Source organism: Lysinibacillus sp. (assembly GCF_032093475.1).
Classification (GTDB): Bacteria; Bacillota; Bacilli; order Bacillales_A; family Planococcaceae; genus Lysinibacillus; species Lysinibacillus irui.
This window is the reverse complement of sequence record NZ_DAMDAY010000065.1, coordinates 1-23,890: the sequence shown is the minus strand read 5'-3', so window position 1 is coordinate 23,890 and position 23,890 is coordinate 1. Positions and strand designations below refer to the sequence as shown.

Genomic DNA, 23,890 nt, shown 5'->3' with positions numbered 1-23,890 from the left:
ATTGAAACCAAAAGTAACTTTTTGTACAAATTGCTGATAACTATAAAACTTGCTTAAAAGTAAGGTTAATACAACGAAATATAATGTAAAAGGAGCTAACGTTATTCAGTAATTTGGCGCTATTGTTGAATAAGTGAATTTACGGAGCTGAGGATTATTAAGTAAATAAGAGCAAAATAAAAGCGGCCTCCACGATTAGATTGTGGAAGGCCGCTTTTTTTATAAACACAGTCTACATTATTGTTGTTACAACGGACTCACTTGAAATAAACTAAAAGATCTTTTGAGTTTACTAAGCTTTTCGCAATGATTTCATAATTAAGCTCACTATGAAAACTAGAATAATTGCTCCAATGAGAGCAGGGAAGATATAGAAATCTGAAATTTTAGGACCCCAACTTCCAAGAAGCATACCGCCAATCCATGCACCGATTATACCTGCGATAATATTACCAATAATTCCTCCTGGGATATCTTTACCCAAAATTATACCTGCAAGCCAACCGATAATCCCGCCAATTATTAAAAACCAAATAAAACTCATACTGTCCAACTCCTATTTTTTATTTTAAATATTTCGCCATAGTGTTTTATAACCTTTATTAAACCTCTTCAAACATAAGGAGGAAAAAAATTTGTTTGAAGTTTCAAAGAAGATGGTGGACATTGTTATCTCTAATATGTTTTGTCATCAATGAAGTAAATAAAATAGTGGGTCTGTTATTATCTCCTTTTCTAATCGGGCGTGTTAGCTGTAATTGAAGCAGCAGGTTAACTTAAGGAGGGATTTTTAAAAAATAAGAGAATAACTATTGAAAGACCAAATTCTGGGATATAAGAATATAGCTAGTTTCATAAAGGAATAATGAAACTAAAAAATACTCGAGAGGAGAGAGATATTGATGGAGATAATTCAATTATCAAAGAAGGATGAATTATTTAATAAGGCTATAGATGTTTTTTGGAAAGAATGGGGTGTGGAAGGTGGTCGTGCTTTTTATGAAGATTGTATGATTCATGCCTTAACTAATCCAAATGACATACCAAGTTTTTACATTGCAAAAGTAGATGATAACATTATCGGAACTTATGCATTAATTCGTAATGATCTAAATAGCCGTCAGGATTTGAGCCCATGGCTAGCATGTTTGTTTGTAGATGAAAAATTCAGAGGTAATTCTCTAGGAGCTAAATTGTTGAATCATGGACTGCAGGAAGCAGCAAAAAGAGGGTACGAATATCTCTATCTTACTTCAGATCTTAAAGACTACTATGAGAAATATGGTTGGGAAAAGATTGGGGTTGCTTACGGACTTAGTGGAGGGAGCATACCTTTGTTTAAAAAGAATACTGCTCTATAACTAATACAGCGATAGCTAATGGCAATGATTGTAAGTCTTAAAGTTGCTAAATCTCCTCTCTTTTAGGTGAAAACTTTAGCTAGTCTATTTAAGTCAGCAGAAGGTATCTTGATTATGGTTGAAAAACAAGGTCATATCGTGGGGCTAATGGCGAGATAGCAAGGCTTTTACAAAGAGAACTATTTTGCAGCTTTCGCGTTTTTAATTATTTAGCAATCGGGGGCTTTCCTGGAACAAGGGTAAGCCATTTTCTTTGTAGGTGCACGATAAACTAATACCATTACGATTATTAAAAGCTTATCTAAGTTCTATTGAGAAGGAGTCTTACTAAAGATGAATGAACAAAGTATCAAAAATAAAAAGGCTTGGGAATATCGAGCATATGAATTTTGGAGCAAAAGTAACGGTACTCCACAGGATTTAGCTACTCATATGGTAGAAAATCCCGGAGCATTTCTTAAAAAGCACAAACAATACTTTGAACATATTGAAGGCAAGAAGATTGCAAATGTTTGTGGTTCAAATGGCAGAAAAGCAGTACCATTAGCATTATTGGGTGCTGGAGTAACAGTATTTGATATTTCAGCAGAAAACCAAAAATACGCCTTAGAATTAGTGGGATTTGCAAATACCTCTATTAATTATATTGTCACTGATATTTATGATATAGACTTAGAAATGTATAGCAATCATTTTGACATGATTTATTTAGAAGGTGGCATATTGCATTATTTTAATGATATTGATAAATTCATGTTTATTTTGTTTTCATTATTAAAAGATGGTGGAGAAATGATTCTAAGTGATTTTCATCCCTTAAGAAAATGTATAGTTAAAGGTCCTAACGCTGAAATCCAAAATCAAATCCAACAAGGTTATTTTGACAAGGAAATAAAAAATGGAGACTTAGCGTATAAGCATTTCTTTGATGAGCATGAACAAGAGGACTTTCCTGATGTGTCTATAAGATTATATACACTTAGCGAGATAATAAATTCTGTCATAACATCTGGTTTTAAATTAAAAAAATTTGATGAGCATCGTGGTTGGAACAATGAAAATATACCGTGGGAATTTACTATTTTGGCTTTTAAATAGCTAAATTAGTTTAATTAAGGATGCAGAAGAAAAATTGTTATTTTATTTAAATGTTATAAGACGTGTGTGGAAGTGATTGACCTTAGGAGAGGAGAAAAAGATGATTGAATTACGAAAAATAAACGGTGATAACATAGATGAAGTAATAGCACTTGAAGTTAATGAAAACCAGAAAGACTATATAGAAACGACTAACCTCAGAAGCTTTGCAGACGCTCATATGATGAACGCAGACGGAATACCAGCGACTCCATTTGCCATTTATGCCGATGAAATTGTGGTTGGATTCTTGATGTACATTTATGATACGTTAGATCATGAATCATTTGAAACTGAAGTTTTTTACGGGAAGAAGAGCTATTTTATTTGGCATATGATGATTGATAAGCATTACCAGGGGCAAGGATATGGCAAACTTGCTTTTGAAAAAATGCTGAAGGATATTGAAACTACGCCAGATGGAGAAGCAGAATATGTAACCCTCTTTTATCATACAAGTAATGTCAAAGCTAAAACATTATACGCTTCATTTGGTTTCATGGAGACTGGAATCATTCAGGATAGTTCGATGTTAGCCATTAAAAAACTAGATAGGAACATAACAGAATCCTTAGTGAATAGGATCTCTTTGAAAGAAATGTAGGCTACAACGTCTCGACTCATTATAAACCCAAATATCTATAAGGAAAAACCGATTTTGTTAGAACTGACTTAATAAGAAATAAATATTGTATACCGCGATCGGGCGCTTTCAGTAAAAGAAAGTGTCTTCTTTTGAAGCTCGCTAATAGTTCAGCAATATATTATTTTCAAAGATGTTTTATCATCTGGAAGGTCTACTATACAGCAATAGCAATTTTAAAAAAGCAAAAGATCATATTTGATAAATACGGAGTGCTGAATAGAACAGAATTAATAATTAAATCCAAATAAAGAAGCTTAATTTTTTTCAACACATAAGAAATGCGTCTACAATCAAGAACAGATTCACCTTCTATTTAAAAAGGTCTGTTGGCCATTTTATGAATTTTTTGAATACCGATTTCAGTCTAATTACCGATAGCATATTAAATGATTATCCTGTATTGTTAATAGGTCGTTAAAGACACTATCAGGTATATCCTGCAAATATATGAAATGATAGGTGGAAACAATGAATTATCAAGTATTATTATATTATCATTACACGAAGATTGAAGATCCAGCAGCGTTTTCAGCAATGCACTTAGCCATGTGTAAAGAAATCGGTTTAAAAGGTCGTATTTTAGTTGCTACTGAGGGCATTAACGGTACTGTTTCAGGTACGATTGAGCAAACAGAGCAATACATGGCAAACATGCAAGCAGACCCATTATTTGAAGGCATTGTCTTTAAAATTGATGCGGCAGAAGGGCATGCATTCAAAAAAATGCACGTACGCCCACGTCCTGAGTTAGTAAACTTAGGCTTAGAAGAAGATGTAAACCCACATGAATTAACAGGTCGCTACCTGTCACCAGAACAATTCCTTGCCGAAATGCAAGATGAAAATACAGTAGTATTAGATGTGCGCAACACGTATGAATACGATGTCGGCCATTTTCGTGGCGCGATTCGACCAGATGTAAAAAACTTCCGTGATACACCGGAATGGGTCCGTGCAAACCGCGAGCTATTCGAAGGGAAAAATGTTTTAACTTATTGCACGGGTGGGATTCGTTGTGAGAAGTTTTCGGGCTGGATGAAACGGGAAGGCTTTGGCAATGTCGGTCAATTACATGGCGGTGTTACCACATACGGAAAAGACCCTGTTACAAAAGGTCAATTATGGGACGGTCAAATGTACGTATTTGATGAACGTTTAACGGTGCCAATCAATCAAGTAGAGCACGTAATTATCGGTCGTGATCACTATGACGGTGAACCTTGTGAACGTTACATTAACTGTGCAAACCCTGAATGTAACAAACAAATCATCGCATCTGAAGAAAATGAAGCTAAACATTTAGGTGGCTGTACAATCGAATGTACAAAGCATGCACGCAACCGCTACATCGTGCGTCACAATTTAACAGAAGAGCAAGTAGCGCAAGCGATTGAGGCTTTACAAGCAAAAGCGTAAAAAGAATCAATCATAAAAAAACGGCATAAAATATCTATCATAACCTCAACCAACGATATTGAAGTACTGAAAACACTCTATGTAAGTGTTCAAACTATCCATTCCATTAATGGACTAGTCTGCTCGCTTACACAGGGTGATTTTTCTTTTGTAAGGAAAAAGTAAATGACTAATTAATAGGTGATGAGGCTAATAGAATTAAAGCTGTTTAAAGTAAATGATCACAGGGTATTCAAAAAAATGTAACAGGATGTAGCTAGTGCAAGCTCACAAAATGTTGAAGAAGCCTTGCGGAACTTTTTAATTATTAAACAAGATCGGAGATGATTGCTGATGGGAAACCCACATCTAACTGACCCACGTACGAAATTTTATACGGAGAAATTCCCGGATCAAGAACAGAATACGCCAGCGCTACAAAATGAAATGAGTCCTAAACCTGATTGTGGAGAAGAATCATATAAAGGATACAATCGCCTGGAAGGGCGCAATGCCTTGATTACCGGAGGCGATTCTGGAATTGGCCGTGCCGCCGCCATTGCATATGCACGCGAGGGAGCAAATGTGGCCATTCAATTCTTCCCTGGCGAAGAGGAAGATGCCAATGAAGTCAAAGAATTAATTGAAAAAGCAGGCAGAAAAGCATTACTGCTACCGTATGACTTGCGAGAAGATAGCACAGCGACAGAAATTGTGTCAAAAACAGTGGAAGCTTTTGGCGGATTAGACATACTAGTATTGAATGCTGCGCAACAAATCGCACAGCCATCCCTAAGTGACTTAACAATCAAACAAGTGCATGACACGTTCAAAGTAAACATCATCAGCATGTTTGAGACCGTCAAAGCTGCCGAAAAACATCTGGAACCAGGAAGTGCGATTGTCATGACCACATCGGTTCAATCGTTCGATCCGTCCTCATCCTTAATGGATTATGCCGCGACAAAAGGTGCCATAAGCAACTTTATGGTATCCCTGTCCTCGTATTTTGCTTCTAAGGGTGTGCGTGTCAATGGTGTTGCACCAGGACCAATTTGGACGCCGTTACAGCTGGATAATGGAAAATTGGAAGGAGAAATTCCGAAGTTTGGCCAAAATACTCCTCTCGGCCGTGCGGGACAACCAGTAGAGCTTGCACCGGTGTATGTTCTTTTGGCCTCCGATGAAGGAAGTTATATTACCGGTCAGATTTATGGAGTGACTGGTGGCAAGCCGATAGACTTGTAATCTTACGTAAATGTCAAATAGAAAAATCTGATGCGAAAATAACCAATTTCATCACATTTAAGACACTCATGTAGAAATGGGTGTCTTTTTGTATAGGGCCATTTTATTGATTAAAAATGGGTTGAGAGATTTTGAAGAAAAGTACAATAAAGTAACAGGGCACGCTCGTTAAATATAAAAAATTTGAAAGTTGGCTATATAATAGAAATTGATATTAAGATAAGGAGTGGTTGTAATGAAGATAAGTAAGCACAATGCTGAGCATTATTTATGGGGTGATAACTGTGATGGGTGGCATCTAGTAAAAAATACAGAATTAAGCATCATCCACGAACGAATGCCAGCAAATACAACGGAAGTTGTACATTATCATAAGCAAGCACGTCAATTTTTCTTTATTTTGACAGGGATAGCAACTATTCAAATTCACGATGAAATTATTACATTAAATCCTCAAGAAGGGATAGAAATACCTCCTCTTATCAAACATCAAATGCGTAATGAATCTAATCAGGATGTTGAATTTTTAGTAATATCCCAACCAAATAGTAAAGGTGACAGAGTTAATTTGTAAAATGTTCATACATAATCTTGAATAAAGGTTACAAATAATGTGTTTATATCCTACAACAATGAAAAGACCCCATTTAGATGGTGAATATGTAAAACTGAATATGCATACTTAAAAAAGACAGTTAGAATTACTAATAACCTATTAATTTGGCACAATACCAATAAAATAAGCTCGGAGGAATAAAAATATGAAACGATTGGGGACTCTCTACTTTTTCTGTGGGAAAATGGGAGCAGGAAAATCAACGAAATCAAAACAAATGGCTATAGAAAAACATGCGGTACTGTTATCTGAGGATGAATGGCTAGCATCTCTTTATCCCGATCAGATTACATCATTTGAGGACTATCTTAAATTTTCAGCGCAGCTTAAGTCGATGATGAAAAAGCATGTCCAAAATATTTTAAGTGTTGGTACTGATGTAGTGATGGATTTTCCAGGTAACACTCAAAAACAGCGAAAGTGGTTTTTGGATATAGCGTCCGAGGTCAATGCAAACCATCAACTAATTTTCCTTAATTTAAATAACGAGCAATGCTTACATCAAATAGCACAAAGGAGTATCGAACAGCCCGAAAGAGCAGCTTTTGACACGGAAGCTACGTTTATTCATGTTACTAAATTTTTTGAAGCTCCTGAAGCATCCGAGGGTTTAAATATTTTAGAGGTTAGTGGAAAAGAATAACAAAGGTTGGTTATCATCCAGAAAATCAGGAAGCACATCACTTATATGCCAGTTTAGGATTTATTGATAATGGTGATCAATTTAGAATGGAAATGGCTGTTATCAAATAAATAAACGAGATAAGGGAGAGCCTGTATTGTGTTCTCCCTTTTAAATTTATAAATACACTATTCAAGAAGCGGAAACTACTAATTTGTTAGAATGTAAAATCTAGAATCATTTTACTCGTGTCACCTGTAAACTTATAATTATAAGATCCTTTCAGGCTCTCTAAGTCACCGGTAGCTTTGATGATTGTTGCTGGAGAATCTAGATTTCCTTTATCAAATATCCCTTGCTCTAGAGCAGTAAACGTGCCCTGTTTTCCTTTATAAGTTCCTTCAAAATGCAAAAATCCGGAAATTTTAGAAGTGGCTAAATGACCATCATCTATAGAAGAGTCTATATAAAATAATAAATATTCAACAAAAGCTTTTCCTGTTAATTCACCCTCAATATCATACTCGACATGGGCAATATTTATAGGGAATTCATTTCTAGTGTTGTCCACTGGCTTTTCATCCCATTTACTTACTGTAAATGTTACCTCCATAGTTAATCTCCCTTCATTACTAAATGGTATTTCACCTCAAGTATAAATCCAAAAAGTACCATTATCAATAATAGAATAGGATTGCTTTTATTATTTTTTCATTACTAACTTTGGGTAATATTATACGGGCTAGATTGTCGAACAATAGTTGTTGACTAAACCAATTGATTTGAATACAATTCTTTAGAAATACAGCTGTGAAGAGTAGTTAAAGACTTGGAGCATCGATGGATCTAATGTTGTTATTCTTAGTGATGATGCAACGGGATTTGCCATTACAGAAATAGGATATTATCATTTTCATTACCATAATTAGAGAGAGTAATAAAATGACAGATTAATCTACAATAATTAGGAGAGGGGAAAATCGAATGAACCCTTTGTTATTAGATATTCCTTTACAATTAGAAACAGAAAGACTAATTCTTCGTGCACCACTTTTAACTGGAGACGGAGAAATTGTGAACCAAGCAATTAGATATTCCTTTTCTGAATTAAAAGAGTGGTTGTCACTTTTCCAACAAGTTCCGACCGTTGAAGAAACAGAAATCTTGTTAAAAAATGCTCATATTAATTTTTTAAAAAGAGATAGTTTTCGTTTCCTTATTTTTGATAAAGATGGAGGCAAGGACTTAATTGGAACTACGAGTCTTCATGCAATTGACTGGAACATTCCTAAAGGTGAGATTGGATACTGGATTAATACAAAATATAGTGGTAATGGATATATGACGGAAGCAGTAAAGGAGTTAGTAGACTTCGGATTAAATTATCTTAAATTTAAGAGAATTGGAATAAGATGTGAATCAACAAACGTTAAAAGTCGTTTTATACCGGAAAAACTTGGTTTTATATTAGAAGGTACTTTAAGGAATGAGGATCTAACCGCAGATGGCAGCAGGCTGACTGACATTTGTATTTATTCTAAAATAAATTAAAGGTAGCTAAAAAAAGAATTATCTAAATTGAAGTATTAGAAAAAGGCGCTTTCCTGGAGCAAGGAAGTGCCTTTTTAAATAGAGTTCGGCACTATCAATATAGAAGGTAACCTAAAACATTATTTACCTCTAACTATTTCAATAGTTTTTTCATCATTAGCAGTGTACCTTTCTAACCAATCCTCAATTACTTTCCCAGAGTATTATTTTAATTAGATATATGAATCAGGAGTATTTACTGAATCACTATCTAGAGAGGAGAGGAAATTAGTTAGTTTATCTTGAATGTGTATGTTAATCCACTAAAAGGTATCTTAATGGATTAAAAAAATAATTCTGCAAAGGAGATACATAATGAGCGAGCAAAGATTATTTCCAGAACTAGAAACCAGAAGATTAAAATTAAGAAATGTAAATAGGGAGGATATAGATTTTATTTTTAAACTTTTTAGCGATGAAAAAGTTTGTGAATATCTATACGATGAAGAAATATATACGAAAAAAGAAGAAGCAATTGAATTTATTGAGTGGAATTCAGAGCCAGAAAAAAGAGGATATAATAGGTGGGTTTTAGTAAAGAAAGATAGTAATGAACAAATTGGTACTTGTGGCTATGACTTGTGGGATAAAACCAATAATATAGCTGAGATTGGTTATGATTTATTGTATGAATTTTGGGGACAGGGATATATGAAAGAAGCATTGATATCAGCAATAGAAAGTGGCTTTAGTAATATGAAGTTAAATAGGATAAATGCATATGTCGCTTTAAATAACAAAAACTCTATAAAATTATTAAAAAACCTTGGATTTATAAATGAAGGCATTTATAGAAACAAACATTTTTTTAGAGGGAATTACTATGATCACTACTCTTTTTCTCTTTTAAAGAGAGATTGGAAATAAAAAATTGTGGTTGTTCATCCCTTAGGATAATCTTGAAATCGAGTCTTCAGGTAAAGGGCGCTTTTCTGAAATAGATCTGCACCTAAAGTGTTAGACACGACCCTAACATTTGGGGTGCAGATTAAAATAAGTAATGCGCCTATTTGCATTAAAGGGCTTGGTGTTATTTCTAAAAGAATAGGGCCCATTTTACATTTAAAGGTCATAATTCAGTGTTTAGTTATATACTAGCAAAATAAACCTACATTTTTTCTAGGCTATTTTTTATGGGCTTTTGAAGTACGTCTATAATGGCAGCGATGATAGCAGTTACTAACATCCCTATAAGACCAAGTGCTATCGGACCCGCTGCGTCATCACCCGTGAACATAGCCAAAACCCTTAGGTAAACTATTAAAAACAAAATGAATAAAATAGTAGTGAAAGCACATTTTTTTATAACCTTCAAGCATTGAAGGGAAACCTCAGAAAAAGCATTGTTTATATTGATAAAACTCAATAGTTTATATGCTTGATACAACGCAACAGAGAACGTGATGCATACCCCATATGCACCTATTAATAATGGATATATCGAATAATCTCCTGGACGCTCTTTTGCATCCCGTATAGCTGCTTGAGGTAACCAATATATACACACAGCAAGCACCGCAATTCCAATAAGAAAAGCAACGATCTTTAAGAAAAAAATTGAATTTAGTTTACCATTCATTTGAAGCACCTCATTGACTTAATGATAATATGATGTAATACGATATTAGTCTATTTTTTATCGTTTATCAATACATTTATTTCGATTTATAATATATTATTGCTGTTTTTCAATTGGTTATTTAATAATCATTTGGGAATCGTACTTCAGTTATTGTAAGTTTTTCATGAAGTAACTGAACAAAAGAGCGCAATTCACACTTGACGTATCGATAATTCTCGATATAATGAAATGTGCAAGTTAGTTTTATTGAGGATGAAGCCTATATGGCTTCGAAAAAGAGTGCGCACTTGACATTTCGATAATTCTCGATACAATGATTTGTATGAAACAAGTTGATATTTTTAAAGCATTATCCAATGAAGCAAGGTTGCAAATTTTAGAATGGCTCAAGGAACCGGATCTCCATTTTAAGCCCCATGAAGGGATTGATATGAACGAAACAGGGGTTTGCGTTAGTCAAATAACAGAAAAATTGAACATGACGCAATCGACAGCATCTCATTATCTTTCCATGCTCTTACAGGTTGGTCTTATAAAGGCTGACCGTATAGGAAAGTTTACTTATTATAAAAGAAATGAAGATGCCATCAATGGAATCGCTGAATTCTTGAAGCAAAAGAAATAACGAGTGAAACTGAATTCTTTGTGCGTTCTTTAAAGAGTTCAGTTTCATTTAGGCTAGCTAGAAAATTTTATATTTTTGTGAACTAACATATCGATAATTTGAGATATGTCTATATATCTATATATATAAATGATTTAAAGGAGTGACATCACTTGTCTAACACAATAAAGATCTATATTTTGGCTATCGTCAGTTTTTTAGTAGGAACTTCTGAATATATAATTTCAGGAATTTTAGATACGATAGCCGATTCACTTGGCATAACTTTAGCTGCTGCAGGTCAATTAATTACAATATTTTCGCTTGTATATGCAATATTTACACCTATTTCTATGGGAATAACGTCTAGTATGGATAGACGTAAGTTAATGATTTTTTCGCTAGGTTTGTTCGTAATAGGTAATATCTTAGCGTTCATCCTACCTGGTTACGGATTATTTGTGATGGCTCGTGTCATTATGGCACTTGGAGCAGGGATGGTCGTAGTTACTGCATTAACGATCGCTGCAAAAATTGCACCAGAAGGGAAGCAAGGCAGCTCAATTGCTACAGTGGTTATGGGCTTTACAGCTTCATTAATTATAGGGGTGCCCGTTGGCAGAATTATTTCTAGCGCATTTGGCTGGAAAGCGGTATTTGGCGGGATAGCACTACTAGGAATTATTGCAATCATTATAATAAGAGCGACGATCCCACTTATTGAGGGTGATAAATCTGTACCATTAGTTAAGCAGTTGGCACTTTTAAAGAAAAGAAAGGTGGCAATTGGATTAGCCATTACTTTTTTCTGGGTTGGTGGGTACTCAATTGCTTACACGTACCTTTCACCATACTTGTTACATGTATCAGGAATAGGGAAAAACTATCTAAGTGGCGTATTACTAATTTTCGGTATCGCAAGCTTGTTTGGTTCTAAATTTGGTGGATTTAGTACAGATCGTTGGGGAGTCCAAAAAACATTGATAGGTGGCATGCTGTTACATATTATCATGTTAGTATTATTATCTGTCGTAACAAACTCCTATATTAGTGTATTAATAGTGTTAATACTATGGTCATTTGCAGCATGGACATCGGGACCAACACAACAATATAACTTGGCTACCATCGAGCCAGAATCATCTGGTATCTTATTAGGCTTAAATCAATCCGTAATGCAACTGGCAATGGCTGCTGGAGCAGGAATTGGAGGTGTTTTTGTGGAGAAAATATCACTATCTTCAGTTACTTGGATAGGTGCATTAGGAGTTACGATAGCTATTGGCGCAACGATGGCGCTTTCTCGAGCCCAGTCAAGCACGACCTCCGTAGAGTATAAAAAAGCCTAACAGTTTAGCAGAAAAATCGGTTTTTAAAATTTATCTGCTGAGTTAGGAATGCCCATTATAAAAATTAATAACATTTTTCGATGCCATGGAAAATCTAAATAAGATATTTCCATGGTTTTCTTTTCTTACATCAACTAGTTAAATACGCTAATTTTTGTTTGGGCAATATATTTTTATGAATATAAAACAAATTAGTTAGTCATAATATCTAGCGACAGATACCATGTTAAAAAATATTTTCTGGAGGAACAAAATTATGGCTAAAGATTTCTATACGACACTTAAAGAAAGACGATCTTACTACGGAATTGGTAAAGAGGTAAAAATATCGGATGAAAGAATTAAAGAAATTGTAGAATTTGCTGTGAAATATACGCCATCAGCATTCAATTCTCAATCTGCACGTTTGATTGTATTATCAGGTGAAGCACATAATAAATTATGGGACATCACAACTGAAACATTAAGAAAAGTAGTTGGAGACCAAGACTTTTCAGCAACTCAACAAAAAATGGATTCCTTTAAGGCAGGGTATGGCACCGTATTATTCTTTGAAGATGAGGCTGTAATTAAATCGCTTCAAGAGCAATTTGCTCCCTATGCTGAGAACTTTCCAATTTGGTCAAATCAAGCATCAGGTATGCACCAATTAGTAGTGTGGGCAGGATTGGAAGCAGAAGGATTAGGAGCTTCTTTACAACATTATAATCCACTAATTGATGATGAAGTAAAAAAAGAATGGTCTATACCTGAAAATTGGAAGCTTATTGCGCAAATGCCATTTGGTAATCCAACAGTCACACCTGGTGAAAAAGAATTCCGCCCACTTGAAGAACGAATTAAATTTTTTAAGTAATGAATATATATTTCTAACCAGTACCATTGCGGAACTGGTTTTTTTGTACGAAAGATACTTTAGTTTCTTAACATATAGTAGCATTCATTCAACGAACCAATAAATTTTTTATTGGTTTTCCAAATTTTGTTTTATTGACAAATCTGTGACGTGGGAATATGATTTTACTCGTAAATAATATCTCGAATTTGAGATATTGATTAATAACTATCTTGAATTCGAGATATGTTGAAAGGAGGTTTTTCTATATGAGTATCAATTGCTTAATATCAACAGGTTTGTAATGCAGATAGGTTGTTTTGGCAATGAACTCTTTGATTTGGTTCTCATTTAGTTTTAAGTCCGTTTTTATATCAATGGTATAAAAGTTTTTGTTACGTTTCATATTACTATTGTGCTTCTCTCCTTAAAATGAGAAGAACTACTAATCGTAATAAACAGCAAAGAGCTGTCATATTGCAAGCGAAACTTACAGTACTGGGCAAAATGGCCAATCAATAAAAAATATATTATAGATAGGGGAGCAAAAGATGGATATCTTCCTAGCGATTTTACCAGCTCTGTTTTGGGGAAGTATTGTGCTCTTTAATGTCAAGCTTGGTGGTGGTCCCTATAGTCAAGTACTTGGAACAACAATTGGTGCACTGCTCTTCTCCATAGGGGTTTATTTTGTAGTTAAACCAGAACTGACACCTGTAGTTTTGGGGGTCGGCATTGTTTCAGGTCTTTTTTGGGCATTAGGACAAGCAAATCAATTAAAAAGTATTGATTTAATGGGTGTATCTAAAACCATGCCGATTTCAACAGGTTTACAGTTAGTAGCCACAACTTTATTTGGCGTTATTGTGTTTCATGAATGGTCAACAACAATGTCGGTTATATTAGGTGTTCTGGCGCTTATTAGTATTATTGTTGGGATTGTTCTTACATCTCTTCCGAATCCAGAAGAGAAAAAAGAGGACAATGGTGGCAATTTGAAAAAAGGGATATTAATTCTCCTTGTTTCAACATTCGGATATTTAGTCTATGTGGTTGTAGTTCGCTTGTTTGATGTCAATGGTTGGTCTGCTTTATTGCCACAAGCAATCGGGATGGTTATAGGTGGGATTTTATTAACCTTTAAGCATAAACCATTTAACAAATATGCAATCCGTAATATTATCCCCGGCTTAATTTGGGCTGCGGGGAATATGTTTTTATTTATTTCTCAGCCACGTGTCGGAGTAGCCACGAGTTTTTCACTTTCCCAAATGGGAATCGTGATTTCAACTTTAGGTGGAATATTTATCATTGGTGAGAAAAAAACAAAACGTCAAATGATAGCTATAGTAATTGGGATTATTTTTATTGTCGCCGCTGGAATTATGTTAGGGATGGCGAAAGGATAAGAAGGAGGATTTTACATGTATTCAGATTTAGAAGGAAAAGTTATTGTTATTACAGGTGCTTCAACAGGATTAGGAAAAGCAATGGCATTACGCTTTGGTGAGGAGAAAGCAAAAGTTATCGTTAATTTCCGCTCAGATGAAAATGAGGCCAATGCTGTTGTTGAGGGAGTAAAAAAAGCAGGTGGGGATGCCATAGCTGTAAAAGGTGATGTGACAGTTGAAGAGGATGTCATCAACCTAGTACAGACTGCTGTGAATAAATTTGGAACCCTCGATGTGATGATTAATAATGCAGGTATTGAAAATCCAGTAGCTTCACATGAAATGCCGTTAAGTGACTGGAATAGAGTCATCAATACCAATTTAACGGGTGCGTTTTTAGGAAGTCGAGAAGCAATTAAATACTTCGTGGAGAACGATATTAAAGGGTCTGTTATCAATATGTCTAGTGTTCACGAAATGATCCCATGGCCTTTGTTTGTGCACTACGCAGCAAGTAAAGGTGGAATTAAGCTGATGACACAAACATTAGCCTTAGAATATGCTCCTAAAGGAATCCGTATCAACAACATCGGGCCTGGAGCGATTAATACACCAATAAATGCGGAAAAATTTGCAGATCCAGCAAAACGTGCAGATGTAGAAAGCATGGTACCGATGGGGTATATCGGAAAACCTGAAGAAATTGCAGCCGTAGCGGCATGGCTTGCTTCTTCCCAAGCTAGCTATGTAACAGGAATCACTTTATTTGCAGATGGTGGAATGACTTTATATCCTGATTTCCAAGCTGGTCGTGGGTAAGTAACAGCACCGACAATTAATCATGCATTTGTCTTTAGGCATTGGAGGCTGGCGTTTGCCACTTCCAATGCCTTTTAATTTAATTAATGTATTATTTGGAGGAAAATCCCAAGATAAATAGAATACATATGAGTAGGATGTTTGTGAAAGGGGTGGATTTGAAGTTTGAGTAAATTATCGTTAAATGAGTTAGAAAAGAAACTTAAAGGCATTAGAATTGAAGCTTTTGTTATTTATAAAGGGGATACTCGAATCTACGAGTACTTGAAGAATAAAAAGGTAGTCGAGAAGCCTTTAAAGGTAAATTCCATTACAAAGAGCATTGTTTCTATTTTAATTGGAATTATGGTAGATAAGGGTTAATTAAAAATATTCACGAATCCATTCAAAACTATTTTCCAGAGATATTAGAGTCTAATGATCCGCAAAAGAAAGAAATTACAATATTTCATTTGTTGACTATGACTTCGGGGTTACAAATAGGAAATTTCCAGGGGTCAAAAAACTGGGTTAAATACATACTAGAACAGCCAATTATACATAGACCTGGTTCAACCTTTCAGTATAATTCAGGAGACTCCCATTTACTAAGTGCAATCATACAAAAAATTTCTGGAATTTCCACTGCTTCATTTGCCGAAAAATATCTTTTTCATTCGCTGGGGATAAATAAATACACTTGGCTAAAGGATCCACAAGGAGTTAACGGGGGTGGTTTCAGTATTTCATTATATCTTGAGGATATGGTGAAGCTTGGATTGTTATTTTTAAACGAAGGGCAATTTAATTCAAGTCAGATCCTTTCATCCAACTGGCTCCATCAAGCAACAAGACCATATAATCAAGTGAAAAAAACAAATGAAGGAACTTATGGATATGGTTATCAGCTATGGACTTATGAAAATAATCATTCTAACACCCCGAATGATTATTATTATGCGAATGGTATATTTGGGCAATATATATTTATTGTTCCGAAATTAAATATTATGGCAGTGGTAAAAAGCCATCTCCAAAAAGAACAGCAATCAGCACCAAGAATCTTTTTTGAAGAGCGAGCTATTAAAAAGTTGGCAGGATGAGAGAGATAGTGGAGCAAGTCAAACTGCGATTCCTCCTTATGAGGATTGAGTAAAAAACTATGTGATATAGTGAGAAGCTTGAATAACCATAGTGGAGGTGAATGTTTTATAGATGATAGTATTTACGTTCATTAGTATTTATGTAATGCCAATTTTAGCTATTACATTTTGTCTAAACCTTGTTGCAATAATAAAGAAAATAAAAAAAGAAGTTAACTATATCTTTTGTATTCATTGTCTGGAGCATTGCTGTTACAGCGGTAGGTGAGTAATAGAGTTGCATTAACCAAAGCAATTAGCAGTTGAAAAGAAAATGCCGCAATCTTGATTGTTGACCAGTTAGTAGAAGATACATTGTAACTTTATTCCTCTAGTTTCGTTAAATTTGTTAAGAAGTGCATTCTAGTAAAATATCATAAGAGGAAGAATTAGAATGAAAACTATTTATCATTGTTTAATTATGTGGGTACCTTTTATCGTGCTGTTTGCCTTAGCTGGTGTGGGATTAGAAATTTTAGAAGGAAATAAAATCAGGACATCAGAATACATGACAGGACTTCGTGATTTTGGAATTGGTTATGTATTCCTAATGGGTTCCTATGCTTTCATTCTATATCCTCTTACATTTTGGCCATTAACATTTATTCTCAGTAAATTTATGGAAAATAAGATGTTTAAAATGGCTACCTTTACTTTATTTGGTGGGGGAATAGGGGCTTTTTCTTTAATAGTCATATATGGTTCTCGTTTTATTGTAGAATATCATTTAAATATTGTCAGCTCGATTATTTTATTTGGGATTGCAGGTTTATTCTATTCTATGGTAGAAATTTCTGTGAAGAAAAATATAAAATTTGTTTAACTAATGGGGACTTTTATTTTAATGATGATTTATCAGGCGCAGTTTCGAAGCAAAAATTGTGCCTTTTTTTATTTAGAGGAAGAGAAGAGGTGTGTGAATGGACGTGATTACTTTCAATTAATAGGAAAGGAGATATGATATACTTAGGAATATATTTACATATAGTTTATTAAATAGCAAGGAGCAGTCGAGATGCTATCGGAAAAAGTGATCAACTATTGCAAAAGTAAAAACTGGTGGTTTGAAGACATTGAAGAGGAGTATAAAGAAGCTTTAGTAAAGTTAGACATCGATTTGGGTTCTGATTTTGCTACTTTTTATTTGCATGCTGAGGATGGGCCGACTTTCTTTAGTAGACGACGTGAAATCTATCAGATTTGTTGGTTTATGATCAATACTTCTGATTATCTGTTAGGCATGAAGAGAACTCATGTCGTGTTAAACCTGCCTGAAGACTATATTCCATTGGATAATTTTGATGGGGAGTTCGGCTTTTTTTATAACAAGAATACTGACGAAGTGTTAGGCCTAGGTTTGGGCCAGCAGATGGAAGATTTTTTTGCGGGTAACTTGACTTCACAATGGAAAAGCTTTAACTCTTTCCTAGAGTGGTATTTTGAGCTGACAGATTTGTCTGTGACTCTATAGAAAAAGTCGTGAACATTTTTTTATCTATTGATTGATGCTGAGGAGAAGAATATAGTAAGAACGCCCTTTACTAATTAAGAGGGAATTTATAGGGCATCCCACCATATTAAGTCTTTTCAATCTTCAACAGCCGGGCGCTTTTCTAATAAGGAAAGCGTCTTTCTTCATGAAAAGGGCCATGGTATTCTTTAACGAATGGTCGAAATGACAGTTTGTGAAGCCTTTTTAATATCCTCTAAGGATTATTGTACTCTACCACTATTGCGTTTTTTACACACCCACTATTTGGTAGAAAAGTAAATACAACTGACATATAATTCATAGTAAGGAGTGGTACAAATGTATGGATTAGACACAAGTAAAGAAGCAATAAATATTGATTTAGCATTGATTAAATCTTGTTTGAGGCTGATTAATCAAACTGTGATTTTAAACAAACAAAGAGGAGAAACCTTTTCCGCTTCAGAAAATGAAGAGTTACATAAGTTAATTTCCAAAATTGATAAAGTGTTGAACAAAATTATGATGAATATACACTATGATATAAATATAGATTGCTGAACCAATATATTAAATTCAAATTCAGGAACACTTTAAATCAACATTTAGAAACAATTATTCCAAACTACGCTTTGGGAACATTAAGTTTCAGCATTTAATGGAATAATTATTATTTTCACAGGGTACTTTATTTTGTATAAAGGGAGTGTAAAAGTGGACCTATTACTTTGGATAACAATTGGTTTCATTTTAATTGGATTTGTTGTTCTCATTTCTATGAAAAAAGGTATGGAAAATAAGGTCGCCTTGATAAAAGTAAATATGGAAGATGAGGAAAATCCATCATCAAAAGCTAAATCGGTAATTTGGTGGATATGGAGTACTACTGCTTGGGGAATAGTAAGTATTTTTCTTGTTGTTTGTTGTTTTCATAATTACTTTGGATAATTGTTGCTTTTCATAATTGGGTGTATTGCTCTAAGAAATGTTTATTTCATATTAGAGATACAATGTGTAATTTGTAGTAGGTTTAGTACTATTTTTATTTTTTGTCTTTTCGTTTTTGTATTTAAACTTATCCTTTAGCAAATAATTAAAATCATATTCGTTCATAATAATGAAAAGGACGTGATGACGATGCTAAGTGAGAAAAAAATATCAAAGTTAAAAAATATGTTAATTGAACAAAAACACTCGCTTCAACGAAGAATGGATACAGATGATGAATATTTAGAACGAGGAAGTTTACGGGATTCTGTTGATGAATTGTCAACGATCGATAATCATCCAGCAGATTTAGGTACTGAATTATATGAACGTGAAAAAGATATGGCGTTAAAAGTCCATGACGATGATGAGTTAGCAAAAGTAAATGCCGCCTTACAAAAGATTGAGGACGGAACCTACGGCGTGTGTGAAGTTTGTCAACAAGATATCCCATATGATCGATTGGTAGCATTGCCTTATACCGCTTTTTGTATTGAACATACAGCAAAAGACGTTCCAACCGATCGACCGGTTGAAGAGCAAGTGATGCTTCCTCCAGTTGACAATTCTTTTTCTGGCCGAGATGACAAGGATGATATTCATGATTATGAAGATGTGTTTCAGGTTGTAGCAAAATATGGAACTTCCGAATCTCCGTCCGATTTTGAAGGGGATTTTGAAAATTATGATGAATTATATGAAGACCCTGAAGAAATTGCCGTTAATGATGAATGGGATTCCTACCATATCTCCGAAACAGATGAATTAACACGCCAAGTTTCCATTCAAGAAGTAGAACACGCGAGAAAATTTGATTATTTAGAGGATTAAATCAAAAAAAAGTCTAACAAAATGCGTTATTGAAGTAACAGTTACTTTAGCTTAATAAACGATATTCCACAATAGTGGCGCAATTCTCGAAGATGAATTGTGCCTTTTTCAGTCATATTAACGCATGAACTATGGATTATTTCAGTTGAGCTAAATACACCGTATCTCATATTCAATAGTAGTGTGTGTAAAGAATGGAAATCCATGATGTATGAAATAATCTAGTCCTCTAATGCAAATAACACTTCTATAGAAAACCAAATCAATACGGAGGTAAAAAAATGAATGTCCTTGATTGTATCATTATAGGTGGAGGTGCTTCTGGGTTAAGTGCTAGCTTAACTTTAGGAAGGGCAAGGAGAAACATTGCATTATTGGACGATGGAACGAATAGGAATAGAGTGACACAAGCATCACATGGATTTATTACTCGTGATGGGATAGACCCACAAGCGTTTAAAGAAAAAGCGTTGAAAGAGCTGGAGATTTACCCGTCCGTATCATATTTTACTGCAACTGTTACGGAAATCATTAAGGATATAGGTAATGAGCGATTTACTGTTAAAACAGCTACTAGTCAGGAATTTGTTTCAGAAAAAATAATACTCGCCACAGGTATTCAGGAAATATTTACCATACCCAGTATGAGAGAGTTTTATGGCAAAAGCCTATTTAGTTGTCCGTATTGTGATGGCTGGGAGCAAAAAGATAAGCCATTAGTGGTTATTGCAGAAAAAGAAGAGCATGTACTGCATTTGACTAAGTTAATTTATAATTGGTCGCAGGATTTGGTTGTCTTAACGAACGGAGTTCAATTATCTGAAGAAGGCAAAACAGAGTTACAAAAACACCATATCAAAATTATATCGGAAAAGATAAAAGACTTATTAGGTAATGACGGTTATTTACAAAAAATAGAGTTTGAAACAGGAGCAACAATAAGTAGAACGGGTGGATTTGTTGCCCCATCTTATTATCGCCCAAATCAATTTGCTGAGAAGCTAGGCTGTGACATACAAGAAGATGGGAAAGTTATAACAGATGGTGTTGGTAGAACAACCCAAAAAAACGTATATATTGCAGGGGAGACCGAAAGATCAAAACCATCCTCTTTAATGATATCAGCTGCTAAAGGTAATAAAGCTGCGGTTTCAGTAAATACGGATCTAACGATGGAACGCTTTTAATTGTCAAAAACCTCTCCTTCATTTATATAAAAGCTTAGCTAGTATAACCCATCAGCGCCAATGGGTTGCCACATCTTGCATTAGAATTCATATAAGATCGAAAGAACGGATTTTGATTTTAGAATTCGTTTTTTTCTTGTTGTTTAAAAAGGATTGAAGGGCATAGCATCGTATAATCCAGCGCATTTCTTTAGTAAGGAATGCGTTTTTTATTTCATTAATTCTTTACTCTACACGTTTTGCTTTTTGTTTTTTTAACTAAAAATTAAATTGTAAAGCTTGCTTGACATATATAAATATGTAAAGTAAACTTTACTTATCGATAAATGTACAGTTTGCTTTACATTTATAAAGGAGGCTATATGAAAAACAGAATTCGAGAATTACGAAAATTGAAGAAGATTACTCAGGAAGAATTGTCGAGACAAGTAGGTGTCTCTCGGCAATCAATCATTGCTATTGAATCAGGAAAATTCAATCCATCCTTAGAGCTTGCTTACAACATTTCTAAAGCTTTCAATAGCACAATTGAAGAAGTGTTTATATTTGAAGAGGGGGGAATGTAATGATGGAGCTTAATATCTGGGGTATGATTGGATTGTATGGGGGAGTGATAGGTGGACTCCTTGGATGGTGGTTCGGACGAAAGAAAGCTAGAAAAAATAGAGGTTTAGACGAGCTGTACTACCATATTTGGCAAAAGGCGAGATCCTATTCATGGTATGTGACGTTAGGAGCGCTGTATGTTTTCTTTACGTTAATCATTTTTGGAATAGAATTAAGCACTGCTATGGTTTTAGGTATCCTTTTATTAACACACATAGCGAGTTGGGGAATCATTGGAATTATTTTGAGCATTAACATGTCCAGTACAGCCCCGTTGAAGCCCTCCCGCGTGAAAATTGGTATAATCGTCTTTGTTACATCAATTATCGTTTTTACAATAATTTCGATCCTGACGACAAACTGGCTGTTCTTAATATTTAGTATCCCACCTAATTTAATTGCACTTTTTATCGCATTTACACCAAAGCAAGAAGATTCCGAGGTAACCTACTAGATTTCCTTTAACGTTTTTCCCCTTTAGATTTTTTAATCTATAGGGGTGTTTTTTTCTAAATGAAAAGAACATTATTATTTGGCAATATCGATTTGGAACTGTTTCCATTCGAGGGCAATTGGTTGATTTAGGTCATAAGGAAAATTTATGAATTTTTATAATTAACCCCTATTATTATTTATAGACTGTATGTGATATGTTAAAGAAAAAGGGGGATTGGTAATGCTATTTGATGATCAAGCTGTTGATAATATTTTCTACAAAAATGCACTTAAATAGTGTTTCAAGTAATTAATTGCACAATTTGAACTTTCACGAAAGTGGATAATCAAAGACTGATTATTCAAGGAGGGATTTAATTGGAAACAGAATATAGAATAGCTACAGAGCAAGATTTAGAAAGTATTGTTGCAATGCTTGCAGATGATGTTTTGGGACGTACCCGAGAGCGGTATGAGCATCCACTTCCCGATAGTTATAAAAAAGCATTTGAGGCTATTACATCCGACCCTAATAACGAGTTAATAGTGGCATGTCACGGTAATGAAGTGATTGGCGTACAACAAATTACGTTTACTCCTTATCTAACACATACAGGTGGATGGCGAGCTACTATTGAGGGAGTTAGAATTTCTTCTACTGTAAGAGGAATGGGTGTAGGTACTGGACTTATAAAATGGGCAATTCAGCGTGCGAAAGAACGTGGATGTCATATTGTTCAACTTACAACTGATAAACAAAGGCCAGATGCGTTAAAGTTTTATGAGCGAATAGGTTTTAAAGCAACGCACGAAGGTTTAAAACTAAAGCTTGAATAATTTTTTTATTACTAGCGGATGTTTTAATTGAATAACAGACTTCCACCAGGACGCTTTTCAGAATAAGAATAGCGTCTTTTTAGAATTCAGCAATTCTTACTTTTCTTCCTAATCAAACTCCTTTGCCCCCTGGAAAATCCCTTCCCTGAAATACTTTCTTTTCGGTAGTAATGATCCTTTTAAAGGTAACCAATAACAATAGCTAAAAACCTCTACCAGATTACGGTAATTGTATAGGAATCGTCTTACTCGAAGACATATTATATTTCCATATTTTACAGTCTATTAAAATTTGTAGCAGTCATGTAAACTACGACTATTGGAAAAAATTTAATAGAAGAAAGTAGAGGCAAACCAATGAAAGCACTATATGTTTTATTATCTTCCCTTGTACTATTTGGGTTTATTACCGTTTCTCCAGCAGAAGCAGCAGAAAAATCCATTGATTTGTATTATATGGATGATGTCGATTATGATCATTGGGCATACAATGAATTGGAGCGTTTCTTGTATGCGGATATTATTGACGGATATGTGGAAACAGAATCGTTTGAGGAAGATGGAGAGAAATATGAATATACATACGTCTCAGTAAAACCAAAAAATTCGATTACTCGTGCTGAATTTACGAAAATTTTAGTGAATTCAATGAATCTACGTGCAGGTGAAACAGTAAAAACGTTCCCTGATGTAAAACCGGCAAATTGGTATTACGAGTATGTTAAGGTTGCCAGTAGCCAAGGCATTATCAATGGTAAACCAGACGGTGCTTTCCGACCGAATGATAAGATTACACGTAATGAAATGGCAGTCATGATTTACCGTGCATTCAAGACAAAGCTTGATTTTACAGCAACAGGAAAAGCATTCCCTGATGTACCACAGGGGAATTTTGCTTATGAAGCGGTTATGAAAACGGCAGCTTTAGGAATTATCAAAGGGTACGGAGATATCTTCAAACCTTACAATGATGCAACTCGTGCTGAAGCGATCGTGATGATTGACCGTGCCTTGCATCTAGTGCCAGGAACAGATGAAGATCAACTTGCAATCATTCAAACAGTTGATCGTAACATTAAAGATGAGATGAAATTCACTAAACAACAAGATGTAGAAGCATTAAAAGCCCTTTATCGTGATACGACAATTGGTTACCAACTGGCTTATTCACTGGATAGTTTGGATATGACAGGTATGATTGAAGAATCAGATATTAAATT

General features: G+C 34.7%; 29 protein-coding genes and 1 pseudogene. 27 read left to right on the top strand and 3 right to left on the bottom strand.

What is annotated here, in order from left to right; genetic code table 11:
* Positions 1–292: 292 nt before the first annotated feature.
* Positions 293–544, bottom strand: coding sequence for a GlsB/YeaQ/YmgE family stress response membrane protein (locus RT445_RS14180; RefSeq protein WP_274796914.1), 252 nt, complete (start codon positions 542–544; stop codon positions 293–295).
* Positions 545–902: 358 nt separating this feature from the next.
* On the opposite strand from RT445_RS14180, the gene RT445_RS14175 reads away from it, so the two are divergent.
* The 8 genes and pseudogenes from RT445_RS14175 to RT445_RS14140 form a co-directional block, all read left to right on the top strand.
* Positions 903–1,361: a GNAT family N-acetyltransferase gene (locus RT445_RS14175; RefSeq protein WP_312506119.1), complete on the top strand. Its 459-nt coding sequence runs from the start codon at positions 903–905 to the stop codon at positions 1,359–1,361.
* A gap of 333 nt (positions 1,362–1,694) precedes the next feature.
* Entirely contained in the window at positions 1,695–2,459 is a 765-nt protein-coding gene (locus RT445_RS14170; RefSeq protein WP_312506117.1) for a class I SAM-dependent methyltransferase, read from the top strand.
* 100 nt (positions 2,460–2,559) lie between these two features.
* Complete coding sequence (locus tag RT445_RS14165) at positions 2,560–3,102, top strand: GNAT family N-acetyltransferase (protein ID WP_274796917.1); 543 nt, start codon at positions 2,560–2,562, stop codon at positions 3,100–3,102.
* 510 nt (positions 3,103–3,612) lie between these two features.
* Positions 3,613–4,560, top strand: coding sequence for an oxygen-dependent tRNA uridine(34) hydroxylase TrhO (gene trhO, locus RT445_RS14160; protein WP_274796918.1), 948 nt, complete (start codon positions 3,613–3,615; stop codon positions 4,558–4,560).
* Between the two features lie 333 nt (positions 4,561–4,893).
* A complete protein-coding gene (locus tag RT445_RS14155; RefSeq protein ID WP_312506114.1) occupies positions 4,894–5,787 on the top strand; it encodes an SDR family oxidoreductase in 894 nt (297 codons plus the stop codon).
* Between the two features lie 235 nt (positions 5,788–6,022).
* Positions 6,023–6,361, top strand: coding sequence for a cupin domain-containing protein (locus RT445_RS14150; RefSeq protein WP_312506113.1), 339 nt, complete (start codon positions 6,023–6,025; stop codon positions 6,359–6,361).
* Between the two features lie 187 nt (positions 6,362–6,548).
* Entirely contained in the window at positions 6,549–7,046 is a 498-nt protein-coding gene (locus RT445_RS14145) for a P-loop nucleotide/nucleoside kinase family protein (RefSeq protein ID WP_312506111.1), read from the top strand.
* A gap of 5 nt (positions 7,047–7,051) precedes the next feature.
* Positions 7,052–7,156: pseudogene (locus tag RT445_RS14140) on the top strand (GNAT family N-acetyltransferase); the annotation flags it as partial.
* Positions 7,157–7,242: 86 nt separating this feature from the next.
* Here RT445_RS14140 and RT445_RS14135 read toward each other — a convergent pair.
* A complete protein-coding gene (locus RT445_RS14135) occupies positions 7,243–7,638 on the bottom strand; it encodes a DUF3224 domain-containing protein (protein WP_274796922.1) in 396 nt (131 codons plus the stop codon).
* Positions 7,639–8,009: 371 nt separating this feature from the next.
* Here RT445_RS14135 and RT445_RS14130 point away from each other — a divergent pair, with 371 nt between their 5' ends.
* Together RT445_RS14130 and RT445_RS14125 are read left to right on the top strand one after the other, a co-directional pair.
* The gene (locus tag RT445_RS14130) at positions 8,010–8,576 is read left to right on the top strand and encodes a GNAT family N-acetyltransferase (RefSeq protein WP_274796923.1); all 567 of its coding nucleotides are present in this window, start codon (positions 8,010–8,012) and stop codon (positions 8,574–8,576) included.
* 354 nt (positions 8,577–8,930) lie between these two features.
* Positions 8,931–9,482: a GNAT family N-acetyltransferase gene (locus RT445_RS14125; RefSeq protein ID WP_312506107.1), complete on the top strand. Its 552-nt coding sequence runs from the start codon at positions 8,931–8,933 to the stop codon at positions 9,480–9,482.
* 241 nt (positions 9,483–9,723) lie between these two features.
* On the opposite strand, the gene RT445_RS14120 is transcribed toward RT445_RS14125, so the two are convergent.
* The gene (locus tag RT445_RS14120; protein WP_274796924.1) at positions 9,724–10,194 is read right to left on the bottom strand and encodes a DUF2975 domain-containing protein; all 471 of its coding nucleotides are present in this window, start codon (positions 10,192–10,194) and stop codon (positions 9,724–9,726) included.
* A 325-nt stretch (positions 10,195–10,519) separates the two neighbouring features.
* Here RT445_RS14120 and RT445_RS14115 point away from each other — a divergent pair, with 325 nt between their 5' ends.
* From RT445_RS14115 to RT445_RS14035, 17 genes are all read left to right on the top strand, one after another.
* Positions 10,520–10,822 (top strand): ArsR/SmtB family transcription factor, encoded by a 303-nt coding sequence (locus tag RT445_RS14115; protein WP_274796925.1) that lies wholly within the window; start codon positions 10,520–10,522, stop codon positions 10,820–10,822.
* A gap of 152 nt (positions 10,823–10,974) precedes the next feature.
* Positions 10,975–12,150, top strand: a complete 1,176-nt coding sequence (locus RT445_RS14110) for an MFS transporter (RefSeq protein WP_274796926.1) — start codon at positions 10,975–10,977, stop codon at positions 12,148–12,150.
* A gap of 256 nt (positions 12,151–12,406) precedes the next feature.
* Positions 12,407–13,006, top strand: coding sequence for a nitroreductase family protein (locus RT445_RS14105; RefSeq protein WP_274796927.1), 600 nt, complete (start codon positions 12,407–12,409; stop codon positions 13,004–13,006).
* 530 nt (positions 13,007–13,536) lie between these two features.
* Positions 13,537–14,394 (top strand): RhaT/GlcU family sugar-proton symporter, encoded by an 858-nt coding sequence (locus RT445_RS14100; RefSeq protein ID WP_274796928.1) that lies wholly within the window; start codon positions 13,537–13,539, stop codon positions 14,392–14,394.
* Positions 14,395–14,409: 15 nt separating this feature from the next.
* Positions 14,410–15,195, top strand: a complete 786-nt coding sequence (gene gdh / locus RT445_RS14095) for a glucose 1-dehydrogenase (protein ID WP_274796929.1) — start codon at positions 14,410–14,412, stop codon at positions 15,193–15,195.
* A gap of 165 nt (positions 15,196–15,360) precedes the next feature.
* On the top strand, positions 15,361–15,558 hold the full coding sequence (locus RT445_RS14090) for a hypothetical protein (protein ID WP_274796930.1): 198 nt from the start codon (positions 15,361–15,363) through the stop codon (positions 15,556–15,558).
* Positions 15,558–16,277 (top strand): serine hydrolase domain-containing protein, encoded by a 720-nt coding sequence (locus RT445_RS14085; protein WP_312506352.1) that lies wholly within the window; start codon positions 15,558–15,560, stop codon positions 16,275–16,277. Before RT445_RS14090 ends, RT445_RS14085 begins: the two co-directional genes overlap by 1 nt.
* 433 nt (positions 16,278–16,710) lie before the next feature.
* Positions 16,711–17,139 carry a hypothetical protein gene (locus tag RT445_RS14080; protein WP_274796931.1) on the top strand — a complete coding sequence of 143 codons (429 nt, stop codon included), beginning with the start codon at positions 16,711–16,713 and terminating at the stop codon, positions 17,137–17,139.
* Between the two features lie 192 nt (positions 17,140–17,331).
* Positions 17,332–17,787 carry a hypothetical protein gene (locus tag RT445_RS14075; RefSeq protein WP_274796932.1) on the top strand — a complete coding sequence of 152 codons (456 nt, stop codon included), beginning with the start codon at positions 17,332–17,334 and terminating at the stop codon, positions 17,785–17,787.
* A gap of 339 nt (positions 17,788–18,126) precedes the next feature.
* Positions 18,127–18,348, top strand: a complete 222-nt coding sequence (locus RT445_RS14070; RefSeq protein WP_274796933.1) for a phosphoglycerate mutase — start codon at positions 18,127–18,129, stop codon at positions 18,346–18,348.
* A gap of 153 nt (positions 18,349–18,501) precedes the next feature.
* A complete protein-coding gene (locus RT445_RS14065) occupies positions 18,502–18,735 on the top strand; it encodes a hypothetical protein (protein ID WP_274796934.1) in 234 nt (77 codons plus the stop codon).
* A gap of 189 nt (positions 18,736–18,924) precedes the next feature.
* Positions 18,925–19,605: a TraR/DksA C4-type zinc finger protein gene (locus RT445_RS14060; protein ID WP_274796935.1), complete on the top strand. Its 681-nt coding sequence runs from the start codon at positions 18,925–18,927 to the stop codon at positions 19,603–19,605.
* Between the two features lie 281 nt (positions 19,606–19,886).
* Positions 19,887–20,792 (top strand): NAD(P)/FAD-dependent oxidoreductase, encoded by a 906-nt coding sequence (locus tag RT445_RS14055; protein ID WP_274796936.1) that lies wholly within the window; start codon positions 19,887–19,889, stop codon positions 20,790–20,792.
* A 362-nt stretch (positions 20,793–21,154) separates the two neighbouring features.
* The gene (locus tag RT445_RS14050) at positions 21,155–21,358 is read left to right on the top strand and encodes a helix-turn-helix transcriptional regulator (protein ID WP_274796937.1); all 204 of its coding nucleotides are present in this window, start codon (positions 21,155–21,157) and stop codon (positions 21,356–21,358) included.
* Positions 21,358–21,852 carry a hypothetical protein gene (locus RT445_RS14045; RefSeq protein WP_274796938.1) on the top strand — a complete coding sequence of 165 codons (495 nt, stop codon included), beginning with the start codon at positions 21,358–21,360 and terminating at the stop codon, positions 21,850–21,852. The genes RT445_RS14050 and RT445_RS14045 overlap by 1 nt, the downstream gene beginning before the upstream one ends.
* A 359-nt stretch (positions 21,853–22,211) precedes the next feature.
* Positions 22,212–22,670: a GNAT family N-acetyltransferase gene (locus RT445_RS14040; RefSeq protein WP_341386103.1), complete on the top strand. Its 459-nt coding sequence runs from the start codon at positions 22,212–22,214 to the stop codon at positions 22,668–22,670.
* Between the two features lie 357 nt (positions 22,671–23,027).
* The coding region (locus RT445_RS14035; protein ID WP_313470739.1) for an S-layer homology domain-containing protein at positions 23,028–23,890 on the top strand (863 nt) is incomplete at its 3' end.